Origin of the sequence: Dulcicalothrix desertica PCC 7102, from assembly GCF_003991905.1 — a bacterium.
Taxonomy (GTDB): domain Bacteria; phylum Cyanobacteriota; class Cyanobacteriia; order Cyanobacteriales; family Nostocaceae; genus Dulcicalothrix; species Dulcicalothrix desertica.
In genome coordinates this window covers 45,132-67,043 of sequence record NZ_RSCL01000002.1, presented here as the reverse complement: position 1 = coordinate 67,043, position 21,912 = coordinate 45,132, and the positions used below count along the sequence as shown (strand labels likewise).

Genomic DNA, 21,912 nt, shown 5'->3' with positions numbered 1-21,912 from the left:
GCGTCTTTTTTGTATTTATTCTACTGGGTTAAAAACAAAACCCATGAATAGCAAGGCGCCAGTTTGGTTATCGCGAATTGCATGAAAGAACGGGCGGTCAATAATCATTCTAAATTTAGACGTAAACCCCATACTTCTTACCATTGTAATAGCAGTCGCAGCAGCAGCTTCAGTTCCCTCTTCGTTAACCTCAATAATCGCTTTATGAATAACTTTGCTAATTGTTAAATTTCCCGCTCCTATACCTTCAAAGTTGACATCAACAGAAAAAGCTTCGCCCATACCAAGATTAATCAAAGCATCATTTAAAATTTTGCCATATTCAATCTTGAAACGAGGCAGAACAATATCGCCCTCCATTTCATTAAACTGAAATATCCAGCTTCGCCAATTTTCCACAGTGAGAAGCTGTTGAAATTCTTTTATCGAAAATGATAATTTGGGAAGAAAAATGTACATGCTAAGGCGCCTATCTCCGTAAGGTAAGCTGACAGCCTGAAATTTTTCAGTTTCGTAATATAGATATTGCCCTGACTGTGACATCATAGGGTGTGACTTCTGGCTACCATCGGGTAAGGAAAAACTTTGCTCTTTTGTCTTCTGTTTATCAAATAGATACGTCCATGTTCCTTTAAAATAAATTGTATTAATTAGAACTAAAATTGCGTTTACAATGTCATCTGGTGTAACTAATTGTTTAATTTTATCCTGAGTTTTCTCTTCTACCCATTGATTTATAGTTATAGCGGCGCCGGGATGAGGAAAATCTAGATTTGCAACCTTGCTATTATAAGCTTCTTGTAGTTGCTGAACAAAATTATTATTTAGTGAAATATCGGGTCTTACCCAGAGTGAATTTGCAAATCCTAATTGGTTATGAGTATCAGTATTGTTTCCTATTGACATTAGGAATTTGTTAGCGGCATTAATTTCTTGTATATTTAACCCTTTGAATCCTAAAACCTTAGCGATTGTTTGCTCTGTTGTTCCGCGCGCACCATTATACACCATTGCAAAAGCTATTGCTACACTAAAAGGCGATATAAACACGTTTGTGTTAGGGTCTTGTTTTAGTAATAGCAATAGTAACTGGAAACTAAAGCTTTCGTATGCTGAAATTAATTTATTTACAACCATATTATACATGTAGAAAATTAAAGATATAGTACATAAGTTTTGTGCAAGTCTAGAAATGGCTATTTATAGCTATGAAAATAATTCTAATATCTCCGGCGCCTAAAATTAAAAACTATTTGTATAGATTACGAAGTAGGGTGAAGTAGGGTGAAGTATATTGAATAATGCTCGCTACATGGCTAATGACAGTTTATATTCCTGCACAAGTGGAATACTTGTTTAGAAAGCTATAGAAGTATATTGAGAATAACAACACTAAAGCAGCGAATTGTATGCTCATACTACATATCAGCATCAATATTTGCTTTTTATAAACGGCAATAGCTATGGATTTACGAAGATTTTTTGAGATGGTTAATTGTAGTAAAAATATTGCAGTGGGGTTTGGAGTAGCTGCACTCACTATAACTTTATCTTGTCAAGCACAAATAAGTTATTCTCAAACAATTTTCAGTCAAAGCAAAAGTTTAATAGCAAACAATCAAATTATGACAACAGAACCAAGAACTTTAGCTGGTCATAGCAATGTCGTCAATGCTGTTACCTGGAGTCCCAACGGCAAAATTATTGCTTCTGCAAGCCACGATAACAGTATTAAACTTTGGGATGCAAGCACGAATAAGTTAATCACAACTCTGACTGGGCATAATGGCGGCGCCAATACTATATCTTGGAGTCCAGACGGTAAAACTATTGCTTCTAGCGGTTTCGACGACACCATCAAACTTTGGGATGTATCCACAGGTAACTTAATCAAAACCTTAGCAAAACATAATAGTATTCGCAGTTTAGCTTGGAGTCCAGACGGTAAAACTATTGCTTCTAGTGGTTTAGATAACAACGTCAATATCTGGGATGCAACTACAGGTAAATTAATTCAAACATTAAATCATAGCTATGCAGTTGTTGGTGTAGCTTGGAGTCCCGACGGCAAAAACATTGCTGCTGCAAGCTTAGATAGTACTGCTATTTGGGATGTTACTACTGGTAAGCGACTCAAAACTCTTTATGGACATATGGGTTATCTCAGCAGTGTCGCTTGGAGTGGCGATGGTAAAATGATTGCTTCTGCTAGCGATGACCAAACTATCAAACTCTGGAACGCAACTACAGGTGAATTAATCAAAAACCTTTATGGACACGGTTACGGCGCCACAAGTGTAGCATGGAGTAGAGATAGCAAAATTCTCGCTTCTGCGGGTGTGGATAATACAATCAAACTTTGGGATACCACGGGTAAACGTATAAAAACCCTAGCTGGACATAATAATCCTGTTATGAGTGTATCTTGGAGTCAGGATGGTAAAACTCTCGTTTCTGCAAGCCAAGACAAAACTATTAAACTTTGGGATTTAAATAATTTAGTCAAAGATGAAGAAGTTACAGAAAAAGTAACTTTAAATGGGCATAGCAGTGACGTTGATGATACTGCTTGGAGTTATGACGGTAAAATTCTTGCTTCTGCTAGTGGCGATAAAACCATTAAACTTTGGGATGGAACCACAGGTAAATTAATTAAAACCCTGAGTGGACACAAATATGGCGCCTTAAACGTATCATGGAGTGCTGACAATAAAACCCTTGCTTCTAGTAATGGGAGCGAAGTTATTATTTGGGATACAACCACTGGTAAATTAATTAAAACTTTTACAAGTAAAGCAAGTAATGGTTTAACTTGGAGCGCAGACGGTAAAACTCTCGCAGTTGCAGGAAATGATGGCGCCATAACACTTTGGGATGCAACCACAGGAAAATTAATTAAAACCTTAGCAGGGCATAGTAATTCTTACATCAGTAGTGTAGCTTGGAGCGTAGACGGTCAAATACTAGCTTCTGCGGCTAACGATAATACCATCAAACTCTGGGATAAAACCACGGGTAATTTAATCAAAACCTTGACAGGACATACCAATGTAGGAGTTAATGACGTACCAGATGGTACTTTTACTAACGGTATGGCTTGGAGTTATGACGGTAAAACCCTTGCTTCTGCCAGTGGCGATAAAACCATCAAACTCTGGGATATATCTACAGGTAAATTAATTAAAACCTTGGCTGGACATAGCAGTACAGTTATTGATGTCGTTTGGAATAATAATGGTAATCTTACTTCTGTAAGTCAAGACAAAACTATTAAACTTTGGGACGTATCCACAGGTAAATCACTCAAAACTGTTGGCATCAATATACCTGTGTCTTGGAATGTAGCTTGGAGTCGCGATGGTAAAAAACTAGCTTCTGGAAAGGCATTCAAAACCATTAAAATCTGGGATATAGATTTTAATAACTTTGCTAAAAATGAAACAGAGTTAATTACAAACAAACCAACGAAAGAAAACAAAACATTAATTGGACATAGCGATGTTGTTAATAGTGTGGCATGGAGTAGCGACGGTAAAACTATTGCTTCTGCCAGTCTAGACAAAACCATCAAACTTTGGAATGCATCCACAAGTAAATTAATCCAAACCCTAACTGGACATAATAATGCTGTTTTAGATGTAACATGGAGTCCTGATAATAAGACACTTGCTTCAGCTAGCGCAGATACAACTATCAAACTTTGGGATGCGACTACAGGTAAATTAATTCAAACTTTGACTGGGCATAAATATACAGTTGTTGATATTACTTGGAGTGCCGACAGTAAAACTCTTGCCTCCGCCAGTTCAGACAAAACCATTAAATTTTGGAATGTAGCCACAGGTCAATTAATTAAAACCGTGAATGCATATAGTGATTCTCTAAGAAATGTTACTTGGAGTGCTGACGGTAAAACTCTTGCTTCTACAGGAATCGATGGTGAAAATCTCCATGATCCAGACACTATTTCTTGGACGAATAACATCAAAGTTTGGAATACAACCACAGGAAAATTAATCAAAACTATAACTGAATATACCAATAATATATGGAAAATCGCTTGGAGTGGTGACAGTAAAACTCTTGCTTCTGGAGGGGAGGATAATACAATCAAACTCTGGGATACAGCCACAGGAAAATTACTTAAAACCTTAACTGGACATGTAGATGTAGTCACAGGTATAGCTTGGAAGCCAAAAAGTAAAATTATCGCTTCTACAAGTGCAGACAATAGCATCAAACTCTGGAATACAACCACAGGTGAATTAATTGAAACCCTAACAGGACATAGCCTTGCAGTAACAGATGTGGCTTGGAGTCCAGACGGCAAAACCTTGATTTCTGCCAGTATAGATAATACAATTAAAATCTGGAATATCAATTTTGATATTTGATGTATATGTTATGGTTCGCAACGCTAAATTCCGCAATTAAACAAATCTAGAATTTAAACCACATATCAAGGCGCCAAATTTAACCGAAAGGCGCCTCAAACCTTTACATCTTAATTCAATTGCAATATAGTATTCATTGTTAAGTGGTAAAAAATTAAATATAAGTAACAACAAAATAAAACTATGAAAAACTTGCAGAAATCTAGGATTCTTTTTTTCTCACTCATGACATTCCTTGGTTTAGGAAGTCATGTTCTTGCACAATCTTCATCACCAAAAATTCCAGAAGCTCCAATACTTCCAGATACGTCGGAATCACCTAGGTCGCTTCTTGAATATAAAAATCCTGAGTCTTGCAGTCATGATGATGCTCAATGCGTAGCTGATTTCATAAAAAGACTAGAAAGTCCAAACCATTTAATGCGTCGCGGTACCGCTTGGCAATTGGGTTTGATGAAACAAAAAGCAACAAAAGCAGTCCCAGCTTTAATCAAAATGCTTCAACATGACCCAGGTAAATGGGAGCGTATCCATGCAGCTATAGCTTTAAGAAGTATAAATATACCAATAACTAAAATTTTATCTGCTCTGCGGGTTGCACTTAATGATTCTGATAAAGACGTCGCTAATATTGCTGCTACATACATCGGAGAAATTGCTGCCAATCTCCACAAAGAAACTAATATTACCCCGCTATCTTTATCTGAACCTTTATTTGAGTCTTTATCTGAGTCTGAAAGAAAAATTGTTATATCAGAATTAAAGACTAGCTTAAGAGTTCTACAAAATCCACGTAGAAAATTTGCTACAGAGCCAATAAATAGAGTGACAGCATCTCTCTCGCTTATATCTAAGGCGCCTAAAATTAAATCATAAGGAATTGTTTTCTACAACCAAGCCAATTTCTTGCCCATAAGATAGTTCAAGCGTATGACCATCTGGGTCTTGCAAAAAAGCCCAATAACCAATTGGATAGCCAGAATCTTTAGGTTCTTGAATTAATAAATCTTCTTGTCGTGCTTTGTCACATAAAGAATCCATATATTCGCGACTTTTGCAACCAACCCCAAGATGAGCAAGCGGAGAAAGAACGGGATGTACTGAATCTTTTTGAATCAAAACAATTACAAAAGGACGAGTATTGTCAGAAATCCAAGCAACAGCAACACCTGTTTCTACATCAATACGTTGATGAATAACTTGCATTTGAGCATAGGTAGAATAAAACTTAACACTTCGTTCCAGGTTTGATACAGGGAGTGCTATATGAGTAAGTCCAATATCAATCATTACGGTAATGCCTCCAGATAATATATGATAAAATCGCAAATAAACCTGGTTTCTATGCATAATCATTATTTTTATTACATGCTATCAGCGAAGAAACCAGGTTTCTGTCTATAAACACTATTATAAAGATTGAAATTTATGACTTCTCTGATAAGTTGGAAATCTTATTATTTGCCAAGCATAAAATTACAATAAGAGATGACACGGCGCCCCAAATAAGTTGATTTAAAGGTGTAATGGAGTTTACTAATTGTAACAAAATTGAAATCAAGGCGCCAGCTGCACCAATTCCACCAAAGTATAAACCCGTCCCCAAACCTGCTCTATCACTAGCGACCATTCCTAAAATTAAAGGAATTTGGCTTTCAAAAACTAATCCAAAACCAAATCCAGCAACTAAAATTAGTCCTATCGCTAACATACTGCCCAACTGAAATAAAAGTAAGGCTAGGCAGATTACAATAATTAACATTCCTAGTTTCATTGCTAACTTGGCGCCTAACTTAGTAGTCAATGTTGCAGCGGGCACTACAGTCAAAGCAGAAAGCAGTAATATACCTGATATAATCCAATTAGCTTGAATACCAGATAAGTGTTGAATAATCTTAGGAAAAGTTCTCAGCAGTAAATTTATTTCTAAACCAACTCCTAAACCAATTGTAAAAATTATACTAATATTTTTAAGTGATATAAAAGATTTGCTAGCTTCAATATTTATAAATAAAACATCTCTATTAGTCAAAGTATATAAAACAGTGGCGCCAATAGTTAAAGAAATGGCGCCTAAAATAAAAGTAATAGAACCACCAATACTATTGAGAAAACCAGTCATAATTGGAGATAAGGCGCCAACTAATCCAAATACAACGGTCAGTAGCATATTTGCCTGGGGTAAAGCAGCTAAAGGTGCAGCTTGTCTGAGTAAAGCAACCACTGGCCCCCGAAATACAATCATTGACATTACCCACAAAGTCATTAACACAGGAACAAAAGGACGAATGACAACAGGTATTTGCCATTGCAACAATATTGCAACCGCAACAAAAATTAACCCTGCTAACGTCACACCTGTAGTAATAACTGGTAAACGACTGCCAAAGCGTCGTTGAATTTGGTCAGAAACACTTCCAACGAAAGGTTCAAGCACTGCACCTAAAAACCCCTGAATAATTCCTAACCATGCAGCAAGTTTGACAAACCCCAATTCTTGGAGAATCTTGGGTTGATAAAGACTATAAGCCATCCAGCTAAACATTACTGCCGCTAATATTGCCGATAATCCTACAACTTGGCGCCATAATATAGATGATTGAGAAACTCTGAACTGCATATTGGTTAGGTTTTATTTTTACAAATTACACTTTCAATACCCAAGCATTACGAGTTTCCACGCTGACAAAAGCTGCTGGCACAATCTCTATACCAACTCCCAACGCTCTAAAAGTGGCACGAATTGCCGCAGCATGTGCAGACTCAGTAGAGCCAATACTGGCGCCAACTGTAACTAACTTAGGAGTTTTGAGTTTAGCAGCTTCCAAAGTATAGGCAATTGCCGCATCAACTTCTAAAGCCAGAGCCAACTTAGCAATATTCACATCACTGTCAATATTACCTTCACCCTTTTTGATATAAGACGAAACATCATAGCTAGACTCAGCTTTAACAGGATTACCACCCAAACTACTAACAGCAGTAGCTAAAGCATCACGATGTTTTTTATGGTCAGCTTGGTTACGCAACGCAAGAGCCAAAACTGCTTTACCAACATCAGTATTAGTCAACTTTCCTGCCGCAAAACTATAAGCCCAAATAGCTTGATGCTCATAGTAAAGCGCATTATTCAAAATTTTCAAATCATTCCGTTTCGCGCTGGTTGTAAGCGCTTCAGCGCTTTCACCAATTAGCGGCAAACCTAAAGCTGTAGCGGCGCCTGCAATTACCCCACTCACCACAACTCCACGACGCGACAATTTTTGTAACCCGTTTGAATAGTTCATCATATGTAAAGACAAAAAATACTTTAAATTCGATAGATTTAGTTTGTCTTAACCCAATATTCACTATCCAGTTCAATTTGTGTTCAATAACTACTCACTCAAGTCGGCGCCCCTAAACAGTTACTCCTTTGATCACAAAAAAACCCCAGCTAACAAGTAACTGGGGGACTAGAGGTTAATCAGGGTGCATCTATATATTTGTATTCGTCAAGCAATTAACTGTATCAGGATAAATCTGGTAACGGATGGTTTGTAAGATGAAGAGGCGCCAAACGAATTACAGTTTATAACAAATCAACCATCCGTTACATCCGTTCATAATCCCTTGCAAAAAAACCCCAACCGTTAAAACGATTGAGGTCAAATTGAATCAGGGTGCATCTACCATCTAAGTATCCCTGCCCGCTTGGGACATATCAGGATAATTTAGGTAATTGAATTAATATTACCAGCATCTGTCTACAGATAGATAAAAATTTTGCACAAAGTCAAAATTGCTTAGGGAGAATTGATAGAACGCATAAACCGTTGTAGTTGCCGACTCTCTAATTCAAGAACGCGACGAGCAAAATCGCTATCGCTATCTAGTAAATCATCGAATGTATGTACTGGAATTGCCAAAATACGAGTTTTTGGGCTGCTGGCAATAATTGTATTCCTAGATTGACTATGCGCTAGTACATCTAGTTCGTCTAAGGTTTGTCCTGGGTGCAGACTCTCAACCCGAATTTCATCATCTGTAAGTTGGTAACGAATTTCTGCATCACCACTCAGCAACAGTAGTAATTCTCGACAAGTATCACCAGCCTCAGTAATTGCTTGATTTTGTGTATAGGTTTTAACGTCAGCCCGCTCTGCAAGGGAAACTAATGTTTCGGGATGCATTCGATGGAAGAAATCGCTGTTGAATAAATAAACTACCTTTTCTAAAGTCGGGAATGAATCTAAAGAGGGATAAGGGACGGGTAGAGATAACAGTAATTCAGAAGTTTCTCTCAGTACTTTTGAGCTATCGCTAGTAAATTGGCAGGCAATGCTTTTTCCTCGTTCGGATTCGAGTTGAGCAATGATATAAAGACATGCTGCTTGGAGCGATGGATTTTGATCACCCAGCAATGCTTCTAAATGTTGTAACACCTCTGATGGGGAAGATTCGAGAGAACAAGTGTTCCACTCACTACTGGGTTGGGTTAAATATCTCAATATTTCTGGGTGTAGACGTTGTTTCCAAGGTTCTGCTTCGAGCAATTCTACCAAAACGAATGATGACATTTGTCCTAAAGATAAACCTAACTTGAGCGCTAAGGGACTATTTTGTTGTGTTGCAAGAATTTCTAAAATTGAGCGAATAATCAGTTCTTCTTTGTGATAAATACTTTCCTTTATTAGAGTTAATACTGCCTGATGTTGGCGAATAATTGGCTGGTTCAATACACGATAACAGGTAATTAAATTTGGTAATTGTGCCAATAGGAACTCAGCACGTCGTTTATCTCCTGCGTCTGGAGATAAACCGCTTAATATCCACTCTTGTTCTTGAGATGTAATAAAGTACTGTTGCCTTAAGGCGCCTATTTCACTAGAATTTTGTTGTAGAAGTTGGTCAAAATTTTCGTTGCTGGACTGTTGTTGTAATAACATCAAGCGTTCTAAGGATTTGCGATATCCATTCAAACGAATTTGATTTTCTAAAGTGCGTTGACGGTCTGGGTCGAGCAATTCAGGATTTTCAATTCCTAATTCTTCTAGAACTTTCCGGTGTTCATCATCGGTAATTCCTAATTCCAAGCGCATTTGTTGCAGTACTTCTAAACTACTCGAATAGTTAACATATCCTTCTTCTAAAGCTTCTTGTACAACTCCCTTATAAGCTTTATGGCGATTTTCTTTGGTGAATTCTGGCAACACCTTTGCCAATATATAAACCTCGTGGGTATTCAAATCATCAAGCGAGCGTCCTTCTAGATATTGAGAAACATTTAGTTGCAATTTGACTAACTGTTTGCGGAAACGGTTGGCTAAATTTTCACGTGAGTATAAATCGGGACTACGGTTCCAGGTTTTATAAACCCAAAGCGTGCTTAGTGATACTAATCCTAAATCATAGATATATTGTACCCAAACTGGTAATGTGGCAACTATCGGTCGTCCACCAAATATAAAAAAGAAATTAAAAATAATATATGTGCAGAGAGTAAAAATTCGGTGGCGAACTACATCTACATGAAGATTAGGAAAGCTTTGGCGACTAAGGGAAATTATTTGTTTTTCTGCAATTTTTCCTAAATAATAAGCTACGGCAGTAAATGCTCCTAATGTCAAAGGTACTGCTAAAATTTTGGGTATATTTATTGTTTGTCCAAATAAGTAAAAACCAGGACTAAGAAGCGATGCAAGTTGGTCGGTTTGTCTTGCCCAGGCGCCTGAAAAATAATAATCCCAATTCCCCGCATATAAATAGTAGTAAACAAAATAACCAAAAACTAAACCTATATACCCATAGCGTAAAAAACTTTCTGTTGGTTTATTCAGACTATCCCAGTAATTGCGTTCGGCATCAATATCAATGCAGGGATTTTGGCAAGCAACGCAAGCGCTTTGTTCTTTACCATCGGGTAGAGTAATGCGACACATCGATTGAGTGATGGTTTGGTCGCTGGTATGAGCTTTAGTGCGAAACAATCCACCAGGTTCACTATATATCTTCTGTACAGGCGCCATTGGACAAAAGTACTGACACCACGACTTTCCTGCATAAAAATAACCAACTCCAATCGCACAAGCAATAGTAAATAATAACCATAACGCCAGCACTAAGCGGTCTGCATTAAAAAACAAAATTCGTCCGCACAACCCCACAAATAGCCAACCAAACTGGATGTAGTGATAATTTCTACCCAACCAAGAATCTGACTTAACTTTTGCCAGTTCATAACGAACTTTACCAGTTTTGGCATTTTCTCGTTTAAATTGTCGTTGTTTATTGAGCGCACGCGGAATTTGCGATAAGAAAGACAAAGGACAAATCCGGCGCCACACCTCATGTCCAAACACTAATAATATAAAAATAGCACTAGGAACAATGGCGCCCCAAAACAGAGTAGTGCCCAAAGGATAAGGCTGTTCAGACAAGCATTTTCCCTGTACTTGAATGCAAGTATTGGGCAATCGTAAAGGACTCCAAGGGTGATTTGGCGCCGTCAATACTGAAGTCCAAGGGTCGTAAAATAACGAGACAATTACCAAAAGCCATGCGACCGTTAGTACCCAGCGAGAAAAATGCATTTGCCGTTCAGAAAATTGTGGTAGCATATTTGGGTTTTTTTCAGTAGCTATTTTCATCAATTTAGTCATTATCATCCCAAGAGGTTGTCAAAAACTAAATATTGCGATTTGTAAAGAATGCATAAATGCTTGCCAGTATTAGAAGAGATAAATACAAGTAGGAAGTACATCTAAGTACGTCTGCTATTACCCGTTATTTCAACTAAACAATAATATTTTTTGGTAGGATTTATGAGTAAATTCATTCTTCAACTTGGATTATTCGTTATTGGTGTAAGCTCAAGCTTTGCAGCCATTGAGACCATTCAAACTCCCTCAGTTCAAGCTCAAAAAGTATGTCAATCTTATAGAGTAACTCGCCCCAATGGATTATACGTATATATCCAAGGAGGTAAACGAATTGTTACAACTCTTCCGTACAATTATATCGTCACTGTTACAGGACTTAGTAAAGATGCATATTGGGCAAAAATCGAATATCCAAGACGCGATGGGCAAATAGGAAGCGGTTGGGTTGCTGCTAGACATTTAAAATGTTTTCAACAATAAAGCATATTGAACGCGCGGCGCCTAAAAAGTGATATACTCATTCCGCAGCTAAAAACTTTGATAGGCGCCAATATTAAACCCCACTATATAATCATCTATAATCTCTGCTTCTTTTTGCTGGGAGGAACTAATATGAAAAAGATATTAATTTTGGGAATGCTTGCAATAGTCGGATGTCAAACAACTCCACAGTCTAGTCAAATACCTACTAGTACAGAAACTAAAGTCACAACAACCACATCTCAAGTTATAGAAACTGTGGCGCCAACCCCAACAATATTAACCACACTACCACCGCTTCCTATACCTACACCAACTATAATACAAACACTACCACCATTACCACCGCTAACGACTCAAAAAACACCCCTCACAATAGCACCAAACATAGACAAGCCAATTCCTTCAAGCCAAAAACTAGCAGAAAACATACGTTCGTCCATTGGTTGCGGTGTAGTTAACGAAGAATATAGAATAAAAGTAGCCGCAATGGCAGTTGCTCTAGCCAACCCAAAAGCCACAGAACAACTTACTGAATCACAATTTTACCAAGCTGTTAAACAAAATATTATTAAGAATCAAGCAAAAACAAATAATTTGGTCGCAGAATTCCGCGCTTCTAACTGCGGCGCCCAATCTAAGAACGTAAATACTAACACACAACAGACACAAAAAGCACAAAAGGCGCCGACTCCAACAGATAAGGTGATTTTAGAACAATCAGGCAGTTGTCAAGATTTAAACGCGCGTGGCATCAGTAATATTAACGTGCGAATCAACCCTTGGGCAAAAGCCTTAGACCAAGACAAAGACGGAATTGCCTGCGAATCAAACTAATTACAGCCACTTACCACAAATTATTGAAAATGGTTATCAGTATATAAGACAAAAACTGATAGTCAATATAAGTATGTCAAATATATCAAATACATAAATCTACACACTATTTGTAAAAATCTGTTACAGTTCTTAATAGAGGCTTACAAACCTTTACATTACTTCTAGAGAATATACTTAATCATGCCAGATACTACAACCACAAAAACCACAAACATCAATACACCAGTTCAAGACCGTAACGCTTGGGTCTGGGGTTTCACACCACAATCAGAAATTTGGAACGGTCGCTTTGCTCAGATTGGTTTTTTAGCAGCAGTTTTAATTGAATTGTTCTCCGGTAAAGGCTTTTTACACTTCTGGGGAATTCTCTAAACTTTTACAAGTTTTAATTTAAACCTGATGGGGACATACGTGTTCCTGTCAGGTTTTTAAACTAAGACACAAAACATCTCTCAATATAGTTTTTACAAGTACTAAAATTGAATTAAATAACGAGATAAATATCCTGCAAACTGGTAAAATCTAAACTTCTGTCATGAGTCGGGCACGTAAACGGAGTTTTCCCGTTATCGAAGATATCCTGAAAGGGAGGGTAGCATCTAAAAGATTTTGATGCTTATTATAAAGTCAAATTCTAAGCCGTTTTTAGTATAATTATAGGCGCCCGTCAATACAATCTAATATTATGTCTGGTTGATTATCCACATGTAGAGACGTGACATGTCACGTCTCTACAACAAACATATTTTTCTATCTACAGAATTTGCATCGCGGGTGATTGTATAAAAACTAGCTTCTCTGATTTTGGCTAATCTTAGTAATTAGTAGAAGGTAGACATTGCCCACCTTTTTTATGAACTTTAACCTTGATAAGAGAACTCGAAGAATAAAGTTGCATATGGTGCGTGTTTATCAAATAGCACTATGAATAGTACTTTAAAATCTTATTATTTCCGGCGCCTTTGCATAAATTCAAGTATATTTGTAATAAATTATACATTAATATTTTTCTAAGTATTGCATAGGAACAAAAGCTTTACAAATTTTAATAATATTTTGCTAAAAACTTAACTTTAGTTAAGTGTTTTTACTAAGAGATGGCATCAAAATGTGGATTTAGGGGCTATATTTTACTATTTGATGCTTTACAACACTGCTGTTTAACGCTAAGTGGCTCAACTTAGTTATGCTTCTAACGGTTAATCTATGGTAGCTATTTATGGAAACATGGGTAAATTTGGAGTTTGATGACGGGAACTTTAAATTTGGATTTCCTAAAGTAAATCTTAAGGTGATGGTAGCAAATGCAGAGAGTAACATCACGCAACTTGAAGTGCAATTACCTCCAAATGTAGACATTTCAGTTTCCTACCAGCGTTGGAAAGAGCAATACTATTCACTGCTGAACCATTCAAGAGGTGGTTTTAAAAATAACCAAGTTACTCATGTATCCAAGATGAATTGTGATAATTATGCTCAAGGTTTATGCCATCACCTTCATCAGTGGCTTCACCCTATTCAGTTAAAATTAGAGCAAGTACTACCACAAAATTGTCAATCAGATATTCGTCTATTTATCCATACCGAAAAAATTACCTGCCTCTCAACTAAAGACATCTTACATCGTTTACCTTGGCAGGAATGGAGTTTTTTCGCTCAAAAGTTTTTCTGTGAAGCAGCTGTTTGTTTTCACTCTCCTGTTACAAGTACTACGGCACCGGAGAAATCATCGACTTCTGGTAAAATTAGAAGAGCTAGAATTATTAGCATATTTGGAGATAGTACAAATATTGATACGAGTGCAGATAGAGAATTACTTGAAAAATTGAAAAAACGTTCAGCAGAACTTATCGTTCTAAAAGAACCCAATCGTTCCGATTTTAATGCACTTTGGGAAGAAGACTGCGATATTCTATTTTTTGCGGGTCATAGCGAAACAAAAGGTGATGGTCAAACAGGCATAATAAATATTAATCGTAACGATAGTTTAAGTTTAGCGGAAATCAAAAGGACACTTAAAGCAGCAATTAGCAAAGGCTTAAAATTAGCAATTTTTAATTCTTGTGATGGGCTAGGTTTAGCAAAGCAATTAGCAGATTTAAACTTACCTTATATTATCGTTTGGCGCGAAGAAGTACCAGATAAATTAGCACAAAAGTTCCTTCAATATTTTTTGAATTCTTTTTCACAAGGTGAATCTTTGTTTAATTCAGTTCGGCAAGCAAGAGATAAGCTTTGTGAACTTGCAAACGACAAGGATATCGAAAAGCGATTACCAGGGGTAAGCTGGTTGCCAATTATCTGTAAAAATACTACAATTCCTGCACCAAATTGGGAAGATTTGGGAGGACTTTCTGGTGAGGTGCCCGAATGTCCTTATCAGGGTTTATCAGCATTTCGTCAGGAAAATGCTGATTACTTCTTTGGTAGAGAGAAGTTTATTAATAAGTTAGTAAAAGCAGTCAACAGTAAACCTTTAGTTCCTGTAGTTGGTGCTTCTGGAAGTGGAAAGTCATCTGTCGTATTTGCAGGCTTAATTCCTCGTTTACAAGCTACTGGTAATGTAGAGATAATTAGTTTTCGTCCTGGAAAAAATCCGTTTGATACTTTGGCTATAGCGTTGAGCAAATTTTTAGAACAGCGACAATCAGAAGCATCAGCAGAAATTGCAAGCAGGTTAGCAGAACTAGAATTTGAGGTTAACTTGCGACATGATGAAACAGTATTATGTAATTTTATCGACAATATTATTAATTCTTCAGGATGTAAGCGTTTTGTGTTAGTGGCAGACCAGTTTGAAGAACTTTACACTCTTACTGCCGACTCAGAACGTTACAGTTTTTTAGAGTCACTGCTTATGGCAGTAAGAAACGTTCCAAGGTTGACGCTGGTGTTGACGCTGCGAGCAGATTTTTTAGGAATTGTGCTTGATAATCAATCAATGGGAGAAGCTCTGCAACAATACACTCCATTGTTACTAACTTCAATGAATAAGGAGGAGTTACGAGCGGTAATTGAAAAACCAGCCTTAAAAATGAAGGTGGAACTGAAGGAGGGCTTAACAAGTAAACTAATTAATGATATTGGTAATCATCCTGGTCGTTTGCCTTTGCTAGAATTTGCCTTAACTCAATTATGGTCAAAACAAAAAAATTGGTATTTGACTCATAAGGCTTATGAAGAAATTGGCGGTTTAGAAAAAGCTTTAGCAAAACATGCTTCGGAAGCATTAAAAAATCTGTCTCAACAACAGAAACAGCAAGCAGAAAGGATATTTATTCAATTAGTGCATCCTGGAGAAGGGACTGAAGACACTAGACGTGTAGCAACTCGCAACGAGATAGGAGAAGAAAATTGGGGTTTAGTCAAATGCTTGGCAGACGCACGCTTACTAGTAACAGGAAGAAATGAAGTTAAAGCAGAAGAAACGGTAGAAATTATCCATGAAGCATTAATTTGGGAATGGGGGACTTTGCGGGAGTGGATAGAAGCTAACCGTGAGTTTCGCATTTGGCAAGAAAGGCTCAAGCAAGAAGCGCGCGATTGGAAAAATCATAATTTAAATCCAGATGCATTATTAAAAGGCAGGCGCCTAGCTGTAGCAGTAGACTGGTATAAAGAAAGGGAAGAACAATTAACACAATCAGAGCAAAATTTTATTACCGCTAGCATATTACATGAACAACAGGAACAACGCCAACATAACCGGAAGCAAAAACTTATTATGTTTGGACTAAGTGGTGGTTTAGTAGTAACCTTGATATTTGCTGGAGTCGCTTGGTGGCAATGGCAAAATGCACGTTTGAATGAAATTAAAGCTATTAGCGTATCAAGCAAAGCCTTTTTAAGTTTGGGTCAAGATTTTGATGCATTAATAGAAAGTTTAAAAGCATCTAAAAAACTCAATGGAACACTCAGCCATTTAGTGTTTTACCAAGCTAAAGAAAGGGCTGCTATACAAAAAGAAAATGATGTTTTATTACAAGAAGCACTTTATAAAACTCAGGAACGTAATCGATTACAAAAGCATAAAGATGAAATAATATGTGTTAATTTTAGTCCTGATGGCAATATTATTGCAACTGCCAGTAAGGACAAAACTGTTAAATTATGGAGTTTAGAAGGTAAAGAAATTACCACGCTAACAGGGCATACTGATTTAGTTAATAGTGTAAAATTTAGCCCAGATGGAAAGATAATTGCTACAGCAAGTTGGGATAAAACTATTAAACTTTGGACGCATGAAGGTAAATTAATTACTACCCTGACAGGGCATGATAACAAGGTTTATAGCGTGACTTTTAGCTCTGACGGCAAGACAATTATTTCTGCTGATGCTAATGGATATATTAAACTCTGGAATATTGAAGGTAACTTAATTAAAAGTATCAAAGCACATGAACAGCCAATCTTAAATTTAAGTTTTAGTCATAATGGTCATATTATTGCCAGCGCTAGCCAAGATAAAACAGTTAAACTTTGGAGCTTAGATGGAAAATTACTGCGAACGTTGGCTGGAAATGATGGACATAAAGATTGGGTTTGGAGCGTTAATTTTAGTCCTGATGGTCAGAATATTGTAACCGCTAGTCGAGATGAAAAAGCAAAAATTTGGAGCAGTGACGGAAAATTAATAAAAAATTTAGATTCTCATAAAAATTCTGTTACTAGTGCAAGTTATAGTCCAGATGGTAAGCAGATTGTTACCACCAGTGCTGACAAAACAGTGAAGATTTGGAGTGGATTCGGCGAAGAACTCCAAACCTTAAAAGGACACCAAGATTGGATATGGAGCGCTAATTTTAGTCCAAAGGGAAGTATAATAGCCACAGCTAGCAAGGACGGAACTGCCAAACTTTGGCAAATAGCAGGAAAGAAATATCAAATCTATCAAGCACATAATAATAATATTTATAGTCTCAATTTTAGTCCTGATGGAAAAGAAATTGCCACTGCTAGCAAAGATAAAAGCGTTAAATTGCACACTAAATCAGGTGAATTAATTCAAACTCTAAAAGCAGATAATAGTCAGTTCACTCATGTCAGTTTTAGTCCAAATGGACAGATAATAGCTACCGCAACCAATGATGGTAAGATTATACTTTGGAATCATCAAGGAGAGAAAATAAAAACCTTCCAAGGGCATAAGGGAAAATGGATATGGCAAGTAAGCTTTAGTCCTGATGGCAACACCATAGCTAGTGCTGGTCATGATGGTAGTATAGAAATTCGCAGCTTGAATGGCGCCCGACTCAAAACCATTAATGCACATAAACAAGGTAAATATGAAGACGGGGAAGGAGTTAATAGCGTTACTTTTAGCCCAGATGGCAAAATTATTGCTTCCGCTAGTTGGGATAAAACAGTTAAGCTTTGGACTTTAGAAGGTAAATTAATTACAACTATTAAGAAACATACTGATGGAGTTCATAGTGTCAGTTTTAGTCCAGATGGCAAAATTATTGCTACTGCCAGTGAAGATAAAACAGTTAAACTTTGGACTAGAGAAGGTAAATTAATTACAACTATTAAAGGGCATAACTCTGGAGTATTTCGTGTCAGGTTTAGTCCGGATGGCAAAACACTTGCAACTGCTAGTTTAGATAAGACAGTTAAACTCTGGAATCTTGAAGGTAAAGAACTGAAAACTTATCAAGGGCACGATGATTCTATCTTAAGTCTCAATTTTAGCCCAGATGGCCGTACCCTTGCTTCAGGTGACCACAGTGGAAAGTTAATTCTATGGAATTTAGATTTACAACCAAATCAGCTACTAATTGATGGTTGTAATTGGGTGCGTGACTATCTAAAAAACAATCCCACAGTTAATGAAAAAGAGCGCGCGATGTGTAACGGTGTCGGTATGTAGAAACCAGAAACCCGTTTTCTTCGTTGAAACCGGGTTTCTTTAAGTAACTAATTAATTTGGTATCCGGCAAACTCTTCTAGATATGTGAAAATAGAAGTGCCCGTTTCATCCCTACTATCTGTACCCCTAAGCAGCATTTGTGCCGTTGCTCCTGGACCACGTAGATGAGAAGCTGCTAAAAGTCCGGAAACAGTAACTACTGTCCCTCTTAGTCCAATGCGCTTTCCAAGAAAATCTCGCACAGAACGTCCATTCTGTTGAAGTTCAGCGTTAAGACGGCTCAACTGCAACTTAAAAGCCTGATTAATAGCCCTTTCTTGTGCATTATTCTTATTATTCAAAAAATCTTGCTTGCTATTAATGCCATCTTTTCCTGTCCATGTTCCTCGCCAATAGTTTCTATCGGTGCCTTTGCCATCGCCATAGTAAACTTGAGCCTGATAGTACCCAAGGTCAATTAATAGAGCTTCTCCAAATTGGTATTTACCGATAAAACCCCATTGGTTTTTAGTATTATTATAAGATGGATTTGCTTCTCCTGTTTCCCTGCGTGCAAGTTGATGCTTAAAATCTGAGAAATTTCCTCTAGCCTTCGAGTTTTGTTTTGTAAGCGCAAAATCATTATTATTTTTAAAATTACTCTCAGCGTAACTCGATTCAGATGTGACAAATAATGGAGTTAAAGACGAGCATATAATTAGCCCGACAGCAGATAATTTTGTAGCAAGGAATGAAGTCATAGAGTTTTTTGACTCATATTTAATGTTCATCAGAACGTTCATCTTGATTAAATAAGTTTTAATTTACTAGAATAAAAAGCTTAAGTTAGTTGCTGTTTTGTCACTTCTAATTGTTGATAGGTATGAGTTGAATCAACTTATACACTTGTTATACATTTGAATGAGTCAGTGTTAGAAACAGAACAGCTTTAATCAATGTTGAGGCGCCGTAATCATAAATTTTAAAAAACTAAAAATATTAAATGAATAGCTCAATCACAATACAAAATATTCAGTAATCATTGCATCTTGATAGCTAACTTCAACCTGGAACTGTTGACCGGGTGTTTCACTAAATTCTAACTGAATAACTTGGTCAGATTCTCTAGCAACAGCTTCCTGACTTACAGATTCAGGAGTATTAGGATAAAGAATAACTTTCAATTTCAAGCCATGTGGTAAAATTTGTTGCTTCTCAGGATTAGGAATAACTTGTACTAAAACGCTTTTTTCTCGATTTTCTTCGTCTTTAAGATTGATAATTAAAGCTAAAGATTTATTTTGTAGTAGCAGTCCTAAATCAAATAATTTGGCTTGTGATATTTGATTATTTCTTGACTGGCTTCTAACATAACCCCAAGTTGAGTCTCCCGAAACCTGATTTAATATTAAATCTGTAGACTGCCAAGCTTCTTCAACTATTCCATAGCACCATTTACTCAAGTTAATTAAAACTTGATCAATTTTAGTCTTAACTGGAGCTAGAGCATTTGCACTATTAGAAGTTGCTTTTAAGAAAATTGCTGATGGTTCTAAAAAACGAGTGTAGAGCAAAAGATTATTTAACTCTCTGTCAAACAAAGACAACGGAAGCTGATAAAATCCATCTGGCAGAGATGTTACATTTTTATTTTGACAGTATTTGAACAGTTCATCATAACGCAAAAAACCATGAATATTTAATTGTTGTTCTTCTTCTAATATTTCAAGTAAGACATAGAAATGAGCATTCATTTCAACAGAGGTAATAATTTTTTTCGTAACTGTAACAAAATCGTTAATCAGATTATCAACGGTAATTAAGCAAAGGATAAATTCGCTGGCACTAAGGTAAGAAATATTATCAAATGCCACATCCCAGTTATTATGACTAATTTTAACATCTGGAATTCGCTCTCTTAGCCACTTTTCAATCTCAAGTCTTGCTAATTTATTTAAGTATGTTTGCCACTGATTTGTTTCAGTGGTTTTTATATCGGTCAATCTTTGAGCTTCATCAACAGATTCTGGCTCTATCCAAATAACTTTAGGTGACATTTGCTTCTCCTATTTTACGTTGCTGGTAAATACGTCAATTATTTTTAATTTTTAGACATTTTAATTAAAGCATAACTAATTTACATATTAACTATAAAATGTTTAACTTACTAAAATATTTAAATAATCAAGATATGTACGTATCTTTTGAGCAACTAAGCTGTTTCTACTCAAATTTTTACCTGCTAAAGTTTCCGCTTTGGCATCTTTGAATACTTTATTCCAGATAAATTCTCTAGTTTCCACAGCAACTTTTTTAAAATGCTCCGAATCATGAGATATTTTTTTGAACTGAGATTGATTAAGTACTTGCAAAAGTCTCTCTATAAATTTCTCCTCGGTTCGATACTGAATAATTTCCAAGAAGTTATCTAGTTGAAAAATTCGCCTAGCTCGACTCCACTCTATTCCCCAAATTCTAGCAATTTCACTCAAAGATTTACTTTCGTGGTAGTAATATTGTAACCCTTCAGGAAATCGATGGGCAAAGTTTTTGTACCCTTTGCTTTTTTCTAAATCTTGAATGCGCTGGGGGATGACTTCTGCTACTGCTTGATATAAAACTTCATCTAACCAATCTGTAAAGTTTTGTTGCCATTGCTCTAATTCCACATCTTCTGGGTCTGGGTCAATATAATAAGGTAATTCTGGATGAGGAATATAATTTCCGCTCTTAGCATCATAAATTACTGTAGGTACTGTTTTGGGGCTACCCGTTTTCTTACATAGCATCTCTTGCCGCAATGTTTCTGCAATGCGTTTAAGATGATAAATAAGTTCTTTTGCAGAGCTAATTACGATATGTTGATGTTGTTGCTGCAATATTTGTAGTATTTCTAACTGTTGGCTTGCCGTTGGCTCCGTACAGCGTCCTTTTTGGCGTAATTTAATTCTGTCTCTTTGATAAACTTGTTGAAATGCCTTTATAATTTCACTGTCTCCTTTTTGTAACACCTGTTCTAAAGAACGGGAAACATGTTTACATAATAACCCCCAATCGCTGGCAGTTCCTATGCCAAAGTCCCATAAAACTAATTTCAGCTTTTCATTTTGGCGAGTTAATCGCATCGTCCAATTTTCTAAGCTTTCGTTAAAATCTAAATTAGGATTAAATTTTCCTAAAATTTCAACGGTAAAAAGCTCTGCTTCTTTGACTACTGGTCTAGTTGTGCCGTCATGATTTAAAATATACTGGGTTTTACCTTCACAATCTAAAATCACCAGTGCTGCACCATCGTCATTTAAGACGCATGGTAGTAAATCAATATAAGTAAACCCGATTTGAGCAGTGGTGTTGTAGATGTGAGGGATTGTTTTGCAGGTAATAAGGATTCGTTCGGACACATAGCACCTTAAACATAACCCAGCAAGCGCGCGCTTTTGAATATCACCAGTTGAACAAAACATCCTCCACAAAGTAGTTTGAATGTATTTGTTATCTGGCGGAGAGAGTCTAGTTTTGCCAACTAAATCGGGAAATTGGCATTGAATAAACTCAAAAGCTTGCTTAATTTGCTTAGGTCTATAACCGTTATGAAGTTGATTGCGCTCAATCCTTGGAGAATCGATTAACCATATTGTCCAATATTTTGACGGAATCATCATAGCTTTTCAAATAGCCTCCTATGATAAACAGTAACGTCAACAGCAAA

General features: G+C 36.7%; 14 protein-coding genes. 6 read left to right on the top strand and 8 right to left on the bottom strand.

The window, feature by feature from the left end; all coding sequences use genetic code 11:
- Positions 1-15: 15 nt before the first annotated feature.
- Positions 16-1,137 (bottom strand): serpin family protein, encoded by a 1,122-nt coding sequence (locus tag DSM106972_RS04395; RefSeq protein ID WP_127079239.1) that lies wholly within the window; start codon positions 1,135-1,137, stop codon positions 16-18.
- 326 nt (positions 1,138-1,463) lie between these two features.
- Here DSM106972_RS04395 and DSM106972_RS04390 point away from each other — a divergent pair, with 326 nt between their 5' ends.
- Together DSM106972_RS04390 and DSM106972_RS04385 are read left to right on the top strand one after the other, a co-directional pair.
- Complete coding sequence (locus DSM106972_RS04390; protein WP_127079237.1) at positions 1,464-4,394, top strand: WD40 repeat domain-containing protein; 2,931 nt, start codon at positions 1,464-1,466, stop codon at positions 4,392-4,394.
- Positions 4,395-4,577: 183 nt separating this feature from the next.
- A complete protein-coding gene (locus tag DSM106972_RS04385; RefSeq protein ID WP_127079235.1) occupies positions 4,578-5,270 on the top strand; it encodes a HEAT repeat domain-containing protein in 693 nt (230 codons plus the stop codon).
- On the opposite strand, the gene DSM106972_RS04380 is transcribed toward DSM106972_RS04385, so the two are convergent.
- The 4 genes from DSM106972_RS04380 to DSM106972_RS04365 form a co-directional block, all read right to left on the bottom strand.
- Positions 5,265-5,744, bottom strand: coding sequence for a VOC family protein (locus tag DSM106972_RS04380; protein WP_325052145.1), 480 nt, complete (start codon positions 5,742-5,744; stop codon positions 5,265-5,267). The two genes, DSM106972_RS04385 and DSM106972_RS04380, sit on opposite strands and share 6 nt — an antisense overlap.
- 76 nt (positions 5,745-5,820) lie before the next feature.
- Positions 5,821-7,014 carry an MFS transporter gene (locus tag DSM106972_RS04375; protein ID WP_127079233.1) on the bottom strand — a complete coding sequence of 398 codons (1,194 nt, stop codon included), beginning with the start codon at positions 7,012-7,014 and terminating at the stop codon, positions 5,821-5,823.
- 25 nt (positions 7,015-7,039) lie between these two features.
- Entirely contained in the window at positions 7,040-7,684 is a 645-nt protein-coding gene (locus DSM106972_RS04370) for a ferritin-like domain-containing protein (RefSeq protein WP_233787589.1), read from the bottom strand.
- A gap of 495 nt (positions 7,685-8,179) precedes the next feature.
- The gene (locus DSM106972_RS04365; RefSeq protein ID WP_233787591.1) at positions 8,180-11,035 is read right to left on the bottom strand and encodes a cyclic nucleotide-binding domain-containing protein; all 2,856 of its coding nucleotides are present in this window, start codon (positions 11,033-11,035) and stop codon (positions 8,180-8,182) included.
- 162 nt (positions 11,036-11,197) lie between these two features.
- Between DSM106972_RS04365 and DSM106972_RS04360 the strand changes: the two genes are divergently transcribed.
- The 4 genes from DSM106972_RS04360 to DSM106972_RS04345 all read left to right on the top strand — a co-directional run bounded on the left by DSM106972_RS04360 (position 11,198) and on the right by DSM106972_RS04345 (position 18,224).
- Positions 11,198-11,515, top strand: coding sequence for an SH3 domain-containing protein (locus tag DSM106972_RS04360; protein ID WP_127079231.1), 318 nt, complete (start codon positions 11,198-11,200; stop codon positions 11,513-11,515).
- Positions 11,516-11,647: 132 nt separating this feature from the next.
- Complete coding sequence (locus tag DSM106972_RS04355) at positions 11,648-12,352, top strand: excalibur calcium-binding domain-containing protein (RefSeq protein WP_127079229.1); 705 nt, start codon at positions 11,648-11,650, stop codon at positions 12,350-12,352.
- A 183-nt stretch (positions 12,353-12,535) separates the two neighbouring features.
- Complete coding sequence (locus DSM106972_RS04350) at positions 12,536-12,727, top strand: high light inducible protein (RefSeq protein WP_127079227.1); 192 nt, start codon at positions 12,536-12,538, stop codon at positions 12,725-12,727.
- Positions 12,728-13,574: 847 nt separating this feature from the next.
- On the top strand, positions 13,575-18,224 hold the full coding sequence (locus DSM106972_RS04345) for an nSTAND1 domain-containing NTPase (protein WP_127079225.1): 4,650 nt from the start codon (positions 13,575-13,577) through the stop codon (positions 18,222-18,224).
- A gap of 47 nt (positions 18,225-18,271) precedes the next feature.
- Here the strand turns inward: DSM106972_RS04345 and DSM106972_RS04340 are convergent, their stop codons facing one another.
- The 3 genes from DSM106972_RS04340 to DSM106972_RS04330 form a co-directional block, all read right to left on the bottom strand.
- The gene (locus DSM106972_RS04340; RefSeq protein WP_127079223.1) at positions 18,272-18,964 is read right to left on the bottom strand and encodes a hypothetical protein; all 693 of its coding nucleotides are present in this window, start codon (positions 18,962-18,964) and stop codon (positions 18,272-18,274) included.
- A gap of 255 nt (positions 18,965-19,219) precedes the next feature.
- Positions 19,220-20,260, bottom strand: a complete 1,041-nt coding sequence (locus tag DSM106972_RS04335; protein ID WP_127079221.1) for a DUF1822 family protein — start codon at positions 20,258-20,260, stop codon at positions 19,220-19,222.
- A 102-nt stretch (positions 20,261-20,362) separates the two neighbouring features.
- The gene (locus DSM106972_RS04330; protein WP_127079219.1) at positions 20,363-21,865 is read right to left on the bottom strand and encodes a hypothetical protein; all 1,503 of its coding nucleotides are present in this window, start codon (positions 21,863-21,865) and stop codon (positions 20,363-20,365) included.
- Positions 21,866-21,912: the final 47 nt, after the last annotated feature.

Excerpts from the sequence above, each read along its gene's own strand:
- DSM106972_RS04375 (WP_127079233.1), bottom strand. The coding sequence starts at position 7,014 with ATGCAGTTCAGAGTTTCTCAATCATCTATATTATGGCGCCAAGTTGTA.
- DSM106972_RS04350 (WP_127079227.1), top strand. The coding sequence starts at position 12,536 with ATGCCAGATACTACAACCACAAAAACCACAAACATCAATACACCAGTT.
- DSM106972_RS04370 (WP_233787589.1), bottom strand. The coding sequence starts at position 7,684 with ATGATGAACTATTCAAACGGGTTACAAAAATTGTCGCGTCGTGGAGTT.
- DSM106972_RS04330 (WP_127079219.1), bottom strand. The coding sequence starts at position 21,865 with ATGATGATTCCGTCAAAATATTGGACAATATGGTTAATCGATTCTCCA.
- DSM106972_RS04385 (WP_127079235.1), top strand. The coding sequence starts at position 4,578 with ATGAAAAACTTGCAGAAATCTAGGATTCTTTTTTTCTCACTCATGACA.
- DSM106972_RS04355 (WP_127079229.1), top strand. The coding sequence starts at position 11,648 with ATGAAAAAGATATTAATTTTGGGAATGCTTGCAATAGTCGGATGTCAA.
- DSM106972_RS04395 (WP_127079239.1), bottom strand. The coding sequence starts at position 1,137 with ATGGTTGTAAATAAATTAATTTCAGCATACGAAAGCTTTAGTTTCCAG.
- DSM106972_RS04340 (WP_127079223.1), bottom strand. The coding sequence starts at position 18,964 with ATGACTTCATTCCTTGCTACAAAATTATCTGCTGTCGGGCTAATTATA.
- DSM106972_RS04345 (WP_127079225.1), top strand. The coding sequence starts at position 13,575 with ATGGAAACATGGGTAAATTTGGAGTTTGATGACGGGAACTTTAAATTT.
- DSM106972_RS04360 (WP_127079231.1), top strand. The coding sequence starts at position 11,198 with ATGAGTAAATTCATTCTTCAACTTGGATTATTCGTTATTGGTGTAAGC.
- DSM106972_RS04380 (WP_325052145.1), bottom strand. The coding sequence starts at position 5,744 with ATGCATAGAAACCAGGTTTATTTGCGATTTTATCATATATTATCTGGA.
- DSM106972_RS04365 (WP_233787591.1), bottom strand. The coding sequence starts at position 11,035 with ATGACTAAATTGATGAAAATAGCTACTGAAAAAAACCCAAATATGCTA.
- DSM106972_RS04335 (WP_127079221.1), bottom strand. The coding sequence starts at position 20,260 with ATGTCACCTAAAGTTATTTGGATAGAGCCAGAATCTGTTGATGAAGCT.
- DSM106972_RS04390 (WP_127079237.1), top strand. The coding sequence starts at position 1,464 with ATGGATTTACGAAGATTTTTTGAGATGGTTAATTGTAGTAAAAATATT.